The organism is Streptomyces sp. NPDC059456 (assembly GCF_042750055.1).
Taxonomy (GTDB): Bacteria; Actinomycetota; Actinomycetes; order Streptomycetales; family Streptomycetaceae; genus Streptomyces.
Window position 1 is genome coordinate 1 of sequence record NZ_JBHYVA010000241.1, and the last position, 11,001, is coordinate 11,001.

General features: G+C 72.8%; 11 protein-coding genes and 1 pseudogene. 4 read left to right on the forward strand and 8 right to left on the reverse strand.

Annotation, left to right across the window (positions count from 1 at the left end; translation table 11 throughout):
• The first annotated feature begins 172 nt into the window (after positions 1 to 172).
• Positions 173 to 475, forward strand: a complete 303-nt coding sequence (locus ACFXA3_RS21435; RefSeq protein ID WP_385188931.1) for a hypothetical protein — start codon at positions 173 to 175, stop codon at positions 473 to 475.
• A gap of 24 nt (positions 476 to 499) precedes the next feature.
• Positions 500 to 1,492, forward strand: a complete 993-nt coding sequence (locus tag ACFXA3_RS21440; protein ID WP_385188932.1) for an Acg family FMN-binding oxidoreductase — start codon at positions 500 to 502, stop codon at positions 1,490 to 1,492.
• Positions 1,493 to 1,781: 289 nt separating this feature from the next.
• On the opposite strand, the pseudogene ACFXA3_RS21445 reads toward ACFXA3_RS21440, so the two are convergent.
• Positions 1,782 to 1,883, reverse strand: a pseudogene (locus ACFXA3_RS21445) (universal stress protein); the annotation flags it as partial.
• Between the two features lie 281 nt (positions 1,884 to 2,164).
• Between ACFXA3_RS21445 and ACFXA3_RS21450 the strand changes: the two are divergent.
• Positions 2,165 to 4,525, forward strand: a complete 2,361-nt coding sequence (locus ACFXA3_RS21450; RefSeq protein ID WP_385188934.1) for a phosphoketolase — start codon at positions 2,165 to 2,167, stop codon at positions 4,523 to 4,525.
• Positions 4,526 to 4,767: 242 nt separating this feature from the next.
• On the opposite strand, the gene ACFXA3_RS21455 is transcribed toward ACFXA3_RS21450, so the two are convergent.
• The 7 genes from ACFXA3_RS21455 to ACFXA3_RS21485 form a co-directional block, all read right to left on the reverse strand.
• Positions 4,768 to 5,052: a DUF1876 domain-containing protein gene (locus tag ACFXA3_RS21455; RefSeq protein ID WP_385188936.1), complete on the reverse strand. Its 285-nt coding sequence runs from the start codon at positions 5,050 to 5,052 to the stop codon at positions 4,768 to 4,770.
• A gap of 105 nt (positions 5,053 to 5,157) precedes the next feature.
• Entirely contained in the window at positions 5,158 to 5,373 is a 216-nt protein-coding gene (locus ACFXA3_RS21460) for a cation-transporting P-type ATPase (protein ID WP_385188946.1), read from the reverse strand.
• The gene (locus ACFXA3_RS21465) at positions 5,370 to 5,897 is read right to left on the reverse strand and encodes a hypothetical protein (RefSeq protein ID WP_385188937.1); all 528 of its coding nucleotides are present in this window, start codon (positions 5,895 to 5,897) and stop codon (positions 5,370 to 5,372) included. Before ACFXA3_RS21465 ends, ACFXA3_RS21460 begins: the two co-directional genes overlap by 4 nt.
• A gap of 111 nt (positions 5,898 to 6,008) precedes the next feature.
• Complete coding sequence (locus tag ACFXA3_RS21470; RefSeq protein WP_385188939.1) at positions 6,009 to 6,506, reverse strand: flavodoxin domain-containing protein; 498 nt, start codon at positions 6,504 to 6,506, stop codon at positions 6,009 to 6,011.
• A gap of 774 nt (positions 6,507 to 7,280) precedes the next feature.
• Positions 7,281 to 7,733: a universal stress protein gene (locus ACFXA3_RS21475; RefSeq protein ID WP_385188941.1), complete on the reverse strand. Its 453-nt coding sequence runs from the start codon at positions 7,731 to 7,733 to the stop codon at positions 7,281 to 7,283.
• Between the two features lie 267 nt (positions 7,734 to 8,000).
• The gene (locus tag ACFXA3_RS21480) at positions 8,001 to 8,675 is read right to left on the reverse strand and encodes a helix-turn-helix domain-containing protein (RefSeq protein WP_385188948.1); all 675 of its coding nucleotides are present in this window, start codon (positions 8,673 to 8,675) and stop codon (positions 8,001 to 8,003) included.
• Between the two features lie 14 nt (positions 8,676 to 8,689).
• A complete protein-coding gene (locus tag ACFXA3_RS21485; protein ID WP_385188942.1) occupies positions 8,690 to 9,766 on the reverse strand; it encodes a zinc-dependent alcohol dehydrogenase family protein in 1,077 nt (358 codons plus the stop codon).
• Between the two features lie 176 nt (positions 9,767 to 9,942).
• On the opposite strand from ACFXA3_RS21485, the gene ACFXA3_RS21490 reads away from it, so the two are divergent.
• A partial coding sequence (locus ACFXA3_RS21490; RefSeq protein WP_385188944.1) for an MBL fold metallo-hydrolase occupies positions 9,943 to 11,001 on the forward strand: 1,059 nt, incomplete at its 3' end.

Sequence of the window (11,001 nt, forward strand, 5' to 3'; positions counted from 1 at the left end):
CGTCCGGGCCGGGCGGGGGGGGGGCGGGCGGGGCGGACGGGCCGGCGGCCGGCGCCCCACCGGGCCGGGGCCGGTGCGGGGGCGCCCAGGGGTCCGGGACCCCCGCCGCGGGGGGGGGGTGGGGGGGCGGGGGACGCGCAGCGGCACGGGGCCGCGGACCGGCGTGCGGCCGGTGGTGGTGCGTCCGTGCCAGCGCGTGGTGGGGGTCGTCGGCGTCGACAACGGACTCACCTGCACCGCTGCCGACCGGGCCTCGTCCGCCGCCGGTGCGGACCTGCTCGTCCCCGGCTCTCGTGGACTCGGCGCCGTCGCAGGATTCCTCGTCGGGTCCACCGGCCCGGCGACACCCCGCGACCGGCACGTCGTGGCCGGTCGGCGGAACCACCGTCCGGCACCCGGCGCCCGCACCGGCCCCGTCACCCATGCGGTGATGCACCACTCCACCTCGCCGGTCGCCGTCGTGGCCCACGACTGAGGCCGCACAGACAGGAACACTCCCGTGACCGCACCACACTTCGACCCCGACACCGTCATCCGGCTCATCGACGACGCCGTGACCGCCCCCTCCATGCACAATGCCCAGCCGTGGAAGTTCGTGTTCCATGCCGGAAGCGGTGCACTCGCCCTGTACGGGGATCCGGACCGCGCCATGACCCGAACCGACCCGGACCACCGCAGCCTCCACCTCGGCTGCGCCGCGGCACTGTTCAACCTGCGCGTGTCCGCAGCCGGGATCGGCCTCCCGGTCCGCGTGCAGTTCCTGCCCGACGACGCCGAACCGTGGCTGCTCGCCACGGTGGCCATCGACGAGACCGCGGACACGGACCGCGATCTGGCCCCCCTGTACGACGCCGTCCGGCGCCGGCACACCAGCCGGTACCCCTTCAGCGAAGAGCCGGTGCCGACCGCGCTGCTGGACGCCCTGTGGGCCGCGGCCCGCTTGGAGGGCTGCCGGCTGACCGTCCCGGACACCTGGCACATCGACACCGTGCTCGGGCTGGTACGGGACGCCGAACACCGCGAGGAGATCGATCCGCTCGCCCGGGCGGAGACCACGGCCTGGACCTCCCCCACACAGAACGCTCCGGGCACGCGTCGCGACGGCATCCCGGCCCCCGCATTCGGACCGAAGGCCTCCGGCGGCCCCGCCCCCGTGCGCGACTTCGGCTGGGCCAACCCGATACCGGATCGCGGCTGGGCCGTGTTCGAGAAGCGGCCACAGCTGGCCCTGCTCAGCACCGAGAGGGACACGCGAGCCGACTGGCTGCGGGCCGGCCAGGCAATGGAGCGCGTACTCCTCCAGGCCACTGCCGACGGCCTTGCCACGTCGATGACGTCCCCCCCCCTGGAATGGCCGGAGCTGCGCTGGGCGGCCCGCGACCCGGTCGCCGCCATGGGACACGTGCAGATGGTCTTCCGGTTCGGCTACGGTCCCGCGGGCCCCGACACGCCCCGCCGCCCGTTGACCGAGGTGCTGGAAATCCGGGAGTAGACACTCCGGACGCCCACCGCGGTCGCCGCGCCGGCCGTCGAACGACCGGCCGCCGGGCACGCCCGGCCGTCGCGTGCCCGGCCCTCCCGCCTGCCCGGTCCGCTTCAGGAATGCGGGACCACCGCCACAGGACAGGCCACCGGACCGGTCGGCGATCCACATCGCCGCCCTGCTGCCCGACGACGGCCTCGTCCTCCTGCGGCACGGCGGCCTGCCTGCCGTGCGCGGAGCGTACGGACACGACGGGGCACTCCGCGGCGGCGATCACCTGCCGACCGTAGGAGCCCGGCAGGCAACCGACCGGCGCTCCGTGCCCGCGAGCGCCGATGACCAGCGCCTCCGCCCCCGTGGCGGCGTGCAGCAGTGCCGGGACGGGCGCATCGGAGAGCACGTCCGCGGTGAGGTCCGGTCCCGGGTACCGGTGCGTGAGCTCGCCCTCGGCCTCCTCCGTACTGATGCCGGAGCATCTGGTGTCGGCCGGCGGGGAGCGGCGTCGGCCGGGGGGACCCGCACCGCCGACCTCACCCTCCAGGCCTGGCGCCGTGGCACACAGGGGCCGACGGTCCCTCGCCCAGGGCCGGTCCTCCCCTCGCGGCGCCCATCCGGGGAGGGCAGGGTGGAGGCATCGGCTCAGTAGACGAACGTCCCGGACCGTCGCACTCAGGAGCGGGCATGACCTCGTACCCCATCTCGGAGCTCGACGCGCACTGGCGCGCCGCCAACTATCTGGCAGCCGGCCAGATCTACCTCATGGACAACCCCCTGCTCACCGAGCCGCTACGGCCGGAGCACATCAAGCCGAGGCTGCTCGGCCACTGGGGCACTTCACCCGGCCTGAACCTCGTCCACACCCACCTGAACCGCGTGATCAAGGACCGCTCGCTGGACGCCCTGTGCGTCTGGGGTCCGGGCCACGGCGGGCCGGCCGTCCTCGCCAACTCCTGGCTGGAGGGCACGTACACCGAGACCTACCCGGACATCACGCGGGACGCGGCCGGCATGGGCGCACTGTTCCGGCAGTTCTCCTTCCCCGGCGGCGTGCCGAGCCACGTGGCTCCGGAGACGCCCGGCTCGGTCCATGAAGGCGGAGAGCTCGGGTACTCCCTCGCCCACGCCTACGGAGCCGCCTTCGACCACCCCGACCTGCTGGTCGCCTGCGTCATCGGGGACGGTGAGGCCGAAACGGGGCCGCTGGCCGCCTCCTGGCACTCCAACAAGTTCCTCGACCCGGTCCACGACGGCGCGGTCCTGCCGATCCTGCACCTGAACGGCTACAAGATCGCCAATCCGACGGTGCTGTCCCGGATCCCCCAGGCCGAGCTCGACTCGCTGCTGCGCGGATACGGCCACGACCCGCTGTACGTGACCGGCAGCGACCCGGCCCCGGTGCACCGGGCCATGGCGCGCGCGCTGGACGAGGCGCTGGACCGCATCGCCGCCATCCAGCGCGAGGCCCGGACGGCGGGCACCGATCCGGGCCGGGAGTACGCACGTTGGCCGGTGATCGTGCTGCGCACGCCCAAGGGCTGGACCGGCCCCGCCACCGTCGACGGCGACCCGGTCGAGGGCACCTGGCGTGCGCACCAGGTCCCGCTCGCAGGAGTGCGGGAGAACCCCGCGCACCTGAAGCAGCTGGAGTCCTGGATGCGCTCGTACCGGCCGGAGGAGCTCTTCGACGCCGAGGGGCAACCGTCCGGGCAGGTGCTCGCGTGCATTCCTCGGGGCGAGCGCCGTCTGGGGGCCGTCCCGTACGCGAACGGCGGCCGGCTGCTGCGGCCCCTCCCCCTGCCCGCCCTCGGTGCGTACGCCGTCCCCGTCGACAAGCCGGGCTCCGGCCTCCACGAACCGACCCGGGTCCTGGGGCGCTTCCTCACCCAGATCATGCGCGACACCGCCGGACGACGGGACTTCCGGGTGGTCGGTCCGGACGAGACCGCCTCGAATCGGCTGGACGACCTGTACGACGTCTCCGGCAAAGCCTGGCAGGGGCGGACGGAGGCCACGGACAGGGACCTGTCCCGGGACGGCCGCGTCATGGAGATCCTTTCGGAACACGTCTGCCAGGGCTGGCTGGAGGGATACCTCCTCACCGGCCGCCACGGACTCTTCTCCACCTACGAGGCCTTCGCCCACATCGTCGACTCCATGGCCGGCCAGCACATCAAGTGGCTGAAGGCCTCGCGCGACCTGCCGTGGCGTGCGCCCATCGCCTCCCTCAACTACCTGCTCACCTCGCACGTCTGGCGCCAGGACAACAACGGCTTCTCGCACCAGGACCCCGGGTTCGTCGACCACGTCCTCAACAAGAGCCCCGAGGTCGTACGGGTCTACCTGCCGCCGGACGCGAACACCCTCCTCGCCGTGGCCGATCACGCCCTGCGCAGCCGCGACCAGGTCAACGTGATCGTCGCCGGGAAGCAGCCCTCCTTCGACTGGCTGTCCGCCGACGAGGCCCGCGTCCACGTCACGCGGGGCGCCGGCATCTGGGAGTGGGCGGGAACCGACCACGGCTCCCGCGAACCGGATGTCGTCCTCGCCTGCGCCGGCGACGTACCCACCATGGAGGTCCTCGCCGCCACGGCCCTCCTGCGCGAGCACCTTCCGTCGTTGGCCGTCCGGGTCGTCAACGTCGTGGACATCGCCCGCCTGATGCCCCACGAGGAACATCCGCACGGAATGACCGGCACCGAGTACGACGCCCTCTTCACCACCGACAAGCCGGTGATCTTCGCGTACCACGGCTACCCGTGGCTGCTCCACCGCCTCGCCTACCGTCGCACCGGCCACCCGAACCTGCACGTCCGCGGGTACAAGGAGTCCGGTACGACGACCACGCCCTTCGACATGGTCGTGCGCAACGACATGGACCGCTACCGGCTCGTCATGGACGTCATCGACCGCGTCCCGGGCCTGGCCGGCCGCGCCGAGGGACTGCGCCAGGCCATGGCCGACCAGCGCATCCGCCACCACGACTGGATCCGCGAGCACGGCACCGACCTGCCGGAGATCGCGGACTGGTCCTGGCCGTTCTGAGCCTTCCGCCGACCGCGGCCGACGGGATCGACCGACGCTCCGGTCGGCTGCGCGGGAGGGGAAGCCCGTCAGTCCGGCGGCTTCCCCTCGCCTTCGCAGCGCGGACAGGTACCCCAAATGCGGGGCCACCCGGCGGTGATCGGCGATCGGGTCCAGCCCGAGTACCCGATCACGTCCCCCGCTCGGCCGGAGCGGACCCGAGGGTCCGGTCCGAGCCCGCTGCCGGAGACCCGCCCGCCCGCTCATCCAAGGTCGTAGGCCGTGAGGGGAGCGCGCTGCGGTGCGGCCCCGGCTGCCGCCATGTCGCCGTAGGCGGTGTGCTTGAGCTGTTCCGCCAGGTTCTCCAGGGCCCGGGCGGCCGCGAGTTCGTCGCCGATCTCGGGCACGTCCTTGTCCGTCGGGTTGCAGCGTGCGGTGCCGTGGCCCGTGAGACGCGTGGTGCCGGTGTCGAGTTCGACGCGGGCCTTGGTCATGTGCTCTTCCTCAAAGAGGTAGAGATGGGTCTTCCATTCGCTCGTGTGCGACATGGTGTGCCTCCGGGCGCTTCAGGAGTGGCGGTGGTGCCGGTGCCGGGCCCGGCGCCGGAGCTCGTCGCTCGCCCAGACCAGCGGCGGGAAAGCCGAAACGAGCCATCACAGCAGCAGGGCCAGTGGGTGGAGCAGTTCCCTCAGGATGCTCGTGTGCGTGCGGCGGCGGACCTCGTTCGGGCCGTGGACGGCCGGGCGGCGTGCTGCCTCCCGGGTCGACCGGCCCAGGGGGCCGGTGTGCAGCTCGCGGCGGAGGAGGGGAAGGGGTCCGAGGGGATCCGGCGCGCTGTCGCGCGTGGTCCGGGGCGGCGGCGGTCTCAGTCATCGCCGGCTCCCTGTCCGGGGCGCAGGCGGCCTGACCAGAGGGGCTCGATGCCCTCCCACTCGGATTCCCAGGACCGTGCGCTGCGCGCGTCCACGATCCGCAGGCGCACGGCGACGAGGGCGCCGCCGACGAGCACGGTCCCGGCCAGCGCTCCGGTGCCGATGCCCACTGCGTTCAGAGCGATCTCGGCTCGGCCGGGTGGCGCGGCGGCCGCACTGCCGTTTCCGTCGACCCACAGGCGGACCGTGTCCCCGTGCCGGGTTCCTGCCGGAACGGGAATGGTTTCGGTGTGCGGGCGCTGCGGAGGGTAGTGCCACGTCGTGGTCGCCACGGTGACCGGCCGGCTGCTGGGCTGGTCTCCGGCTCTGTAGGTGGTCTCGCCGACCGTCGTGGCCGTCACGGTGTGCCGGTGGCGCGCGATGTTCTCGGCGGTGCGGTGGCCGTCCGTCCAGGCGGCCCGCCCGAGGGCGAGACCGGCGATGACCGCCAGCAGGCAGGTCAGCGCGAAGGCGGCACGCATACGGGTCCGGGTGCGGTCGGCATCCCGCCGGAGCGGGTTGGCCCCCGTCCCTTTCGTCCGGTGGTGCATGGCACGCCTCCGTGCTGGTGCCTGCCGGGCGGGGCCGTCCCTTCAGGCGGCGAGCTCGGCGCTGATGTGGTGGGCCCAGTTCTGGATCCGCTCGGGGTTGCGGAAGTCCCCGCCCTTGCCCTGGCGGGTCATGGCCTTGGCGAGGAATCCCGGGGTGTGGGCCGTGATGCTGCCGCCGAAGGTCATGTGCTCGCGTGCTCCGATCATCTGCATCTCACGGGCGACGGCGGAGACCGGGGGGATGTCGTGTTCCTCGGCCGAGCGGTCGAGCGGGCCGCTGCTGAACATCCACACGGGGCGGTGCCGGAGGGAGTCGGCGTTGCGTTCTGCGCAGTGCCTGGCCTTGCTGTTCCAGTGGCCGGCGTAGAGGGAGCCGCCGAGGACGACGGCGTCGTAGGCGCGCACGTCGTGGACATCGTCGGCGGGCAGCACGACGGCGTCGAGACCGTCTTCGCGCAGGGTCTTGCCGATCTGTTCGGCGATGCCTGCGGTGGCGCCGTGCTTGGTGCCGTAGGCGACCAGGACTCGCTTGGTGGTCATGGCGGGCGCTCCTTGGTTCCGTGGTGCGGGGCTGATGCCACTGTCACGCGGCCGACGGCCGGTCCGCTTGGGCCGGACGGATCCCGGCGGGGGCCATTCGGTCCTCCCCGTAGCGGCTCTCCTCGCGACGGCGACGTGCTGCGTGACGGCGGCGATTCCGTCGGGGGCGACGAAGGTCGGGGCGATCCCGGCCCGGTCGAGGAAGGCGGCGCAGGCCGGATCGGCCTCTTCGAAGACATGGGCGAGGGCTCCGGAGGCGCGGTCGACGCCCCCGGCTCACGGCCTGGAGGGTGTGGCCGCCGTGGTCGGTGACGACGGCCGCGGCACGCTGCATGCGGTTGCCAGTCCGGGTCGGTGATCGAGGTGACGAACACGGCTCCGGCCTGGAAACGTTGCAGGTCCACGGACGTGTCCATGCGGCAAGCGGGCCCCGATCCCATGGACTCGCCCGCCGCGACGCCCTCGACGAAGGCCTCGCCCGGGGCGGCGGTCAGACCCACGGCGCTGCAAGGTCGTGGTGCGTCGGCGGGACCGCACGCTCCCGGGCCGCGCCCGCACGATCGCCAGGTCGCCGGTGACGCCGTCCGCTTCAGCGTCGGTCGGAACCCGCCGGGCCCGGTCCTCCGCGGATGCCCGCTCCGTCGTGTTCGAGGTCGGGCAGTTCCTCGTGGGCGTCGGCGGTCGTGGCGCAACCGGGCGGCACCCGCAGGCCGGCGGCGGTCGGCCTTCTGGTCGGTTCGGGAGCCTCGGCCGGTTCCGGATCCGAAGGGCCCATCAGCCTGCGACGTCTGCATCCGCCCGGACGATGGTGATCGGACACGGCGCGTGGAGCGCCGTCTGATGGCTCACCGAACCGAGCAGGGCCCGACTGAAGCCGCCTCGACCACGGCTGCCCACGACCAGCATGTCCGCACCGTCTGCCGCGTCCACCAGGACGTCGACCGGATTGCCGCGCACCAGGCGCTGGTGCACCGAGGAGGCACCGTCCTCACCGAGAACCGTGCGCACCTCCTCGACCAGCCGGCGCTCGGCCTCCTCCTCGTCGAACGTGGTGTCCACCGCCGGAGCCGACCACGACCCGGCACCGGGCAGGTCCCACGCCGCGACGGCCTCCACGCGCCCGCTCACCAGTCCTGCGTACCGGACCGCCCAGCGCAGCGCGGCCTGCGATGAGGGCGATCCGTCGACGCCCACCACGATCCGCGGAGCCTCCTGCTGCCTGTCCATTCCGTTCATCCTTCCGACGGCTGATACATCCACAGTGTGCGCATCGCGAACGCCCCGCCACGCGAGCAGGGTGTGGCTGCCGTGTCAGCCCTTGGGGAGGCGGAACCACCATTCTTGACCTGCGCAAATGCGTTAGTGCCGGTCTCCGGGCAGGACCAGGGGCACCGGGCCCAGGGGGGATGAGGGAACGCTGATGCCGTGCCGGCCGGGGCGGAAGTGGGGCGGGCAGTCCGCCGGTGTCGAAGACGACCGCGCGCAGGCCGTTCATCATGCGTGCACCACGCGACGGCCGGTGATCCGAGCCGGGGTGAGCTTCATCCAGTGGCTGCGCGGGCCGCCGGCCCAGGGCTGGGAGCGGGCCGTGGTGGTGAGGTGGTGGATCTCGTCCGGGTCGGTGACGGCCGCCAGTTCGCCCACGGCCAGCACGCTCCAACCGGTGGCGGTCACGTCGTCGATGTTGTCGATCTCGAAGGCGGCCTCGGTTCCGGCGGCTCTGGCGGTGACGGCATCCGCGGAGGTGCGGAAGGCGACGTCGGGACCTGCGATCAGGTAGTTGACGGGGAGGACCGCAGGTCCCTCGGGCGTGAAGATGGCGATGCGGCCCACGCCGTGCGTGTTCAGCAGCCGCCGGCATTCGGTCTCGTCGAGCGGTACGAGCGCGCTGTCGCGCCGGGCGGTGGACCGGCCGGCGACGCGGTGGGCACTGGCTCCGGTCAGGTCGTCCACGGTGAGGCCCAGGGCATCGGCCACCCGTACGAGGGTGCCGATGGCGGGACTGGCGGCGTGCTCCTCCAGGTAGGCGATGTACGTCCCGTCGGCGCCGCACCGCCGGCCCAGTTCGTCGCGGCTCAGACCGAGGGCCTCGCGGCGGGCCGCCAGGCGGCGGCCCAGGTCGGTGCCTCGGGTCATCTCGTCGGACTGCTGCGGACGGGTGTTCGGCATGCTCTCCACGGCACTCACTGCTCCTGGGTCGGTACGGCGACCGTGTCGTGCTGCGGTCCGCCGAGCACGACCTTGAGGGCGCCGGTTTCGCCGGCGCGGGAGAAGACGTCGTACGCCTCTTCCATCCGGTCCAGCTCGAAGCGGTGGGTGACCATAGCGGCACCGGGCAGGCGGCCCGCGGCCATCATGCGCAGCAGCATGGGGGTGGAGTGGGTGTCGACGAGGCCCGTGGTGATGGTGACGTCCTTGATCCACAGGTCTTCGAGGTGGAGGACGGCGGGCTTGCCGTGGACGCCGATGTTGGCGACCCGCCCGCCGGGGCGGACCATGCGGGTGCACATCTCGAAGGTCTCGGGTACGCCGACGGCCTCGATGACCGCGTCCGCGCCGAGCCCGTCGGTGAGGTCCTCCACCAGCCGCTCGGGCTCTTCCTCCGCGCTCGCGGTGGCATCGGCGCCGAGATCGCGCGCGGCGGCGAGCCGGGAGGCCGCGAGGTCGACGGCGATGATCCGCCCCGGGCTGTAGAGCTGTGCGGTGGCGATGGCGGCCAGGCCGATGGGTCCCGCGCCGACCACGACGACGGTGTCGCCGGGGCGCACGTTCCCGTTGAGCACGCCGACCTCGTAGGCGGTGGGGAAGATGTCGGCGAGCAGTACGGCGTCGTGGCCGGCCAGGGCGCTGGGCAGCGGGTGGACGGAGAGGTCGGCGAAGGGGACGCGGACGTATTCGGCCTGGGTGCCGTCGATCGTGTGCCCCAGAACCCAGCCACCTCCTCCACTGCACTGGCCGTAGCGCCCTTCGCGGCAGAAGCGGCAGCGGCCGCAGGCGGAGATGCAGGAGATCAGGACGCGGTCGCCGGGGCGGACGCTGCGCACGTCGCCGCCGGTCTCGACGACGGTCCCGACGGCCTCATGGCCCAGGATGCGGCCCGGCGTCACCTCGGGGACGTCTCCCTTGATGATGTGCAGGTCGGTGCCGCAGATCGTGACGGCGTCGACCCGGACGATCGCGTCGGCGGCGTCCTTGACCGAGGGGTCCGGGACGTCCTGCCAGGAGGTCTGTCCGGGCCCGTGGAAGACGAGTGCCTTCATGGCGCGGCCTTCTCTCTCTGTGTGTGCGGGAAGGGGTCACCGCCAGGCTGTGCCTGCCTCCCTCCCTCTCGCTTGGGCCGGTCGGCCCCTACCCGGGACCGGTCGGTCCCCGGCGGACGGGGCGCTGCGGTGCGAGGGTGGAGAGCGGCATCCGTTCCGAAAGGAGTGCTGCTGCCATGTCCCAGTCAGCCCCGTCCCCTGCCACCGCCCGCCCGGCCCTGCTGAGGTTCCTCGGCGGAGTACGGACGGTCACCGGCAGCAAGTTCCTGGTCGAGAGCGACCACGCGCGGATCCTCGTCGACTGCGGACTCTTCCAGGGTGTCGCGGACCTACGGCGCCGCAACTGGGCCAAGCTGCCCTGCGACGCCTCCGACATCCACGCCGTCGTCGTCACCCACGCCCACCTGGACCACTGCGGATACCTGCCACGACTGGTCCGGCACGGCTTCCGCGGACCCATCCTCACCAGCGCGACCACCGCCCGTCTCGCCGAGATCGTGCTGCGCGACAGCGCCCGCCTCCAGATGGAGGCGGCCGAGCACGCCAACCAGCACGGCTGGTCCAAGCACCGGCCCGCCAAGCCGCTCTACGACGATGACGACGTCGACCACACGGTCGAGTACTTCGACCCGGTACCGGTGGGAAGCGAGATCGAGATCATGGCCGGCACGAAACTGATGCTGCACCACGGCGGGCACATCCTCGGCTCCGCCTGGGCCCGCCTGACCCTGGAGGACGGCCACACCCTCGCCGTCAGCGGCGACCTCGGCCGCCCCGGCCACCCGCTCCTGCTGCCGCCCGAGCCGTTCTCGGGAGCCGACGTCCTGCTGATGGAGTCGACGTACGGCAACCGCCGCCACGACCACGAGAGCGCCCGCCGGGAGTTCGCCTCGGTGATCACCCGCGCGCTGTCCCGGGGCGGGACCGTGGTCATCCCGGCCTTCGCGATCGACCGCACCGAGGTCGTCCTGCACGAACTCGCCACCCTGCGCGGCGACGGCACCCTGCCCCGCCACGTCCCCGTCTACGTCGACAGCCCCATGGCCCTGGCCGCGTTGGACGTCTACCGCGAGGCCGTACGGGCCCACTCGCCCGAGCTGCGCCCCGAGATCCTCGCCCAGGGCGAGGCAGCGATCAGCCCGGAGCCCTTCCTGGCCGCCCGGACCGTCCAGGAGTCGATCGACAACAAACAAACCACCCGGCGGGGGGTGTTACACAGACACAGACCCCCCCAC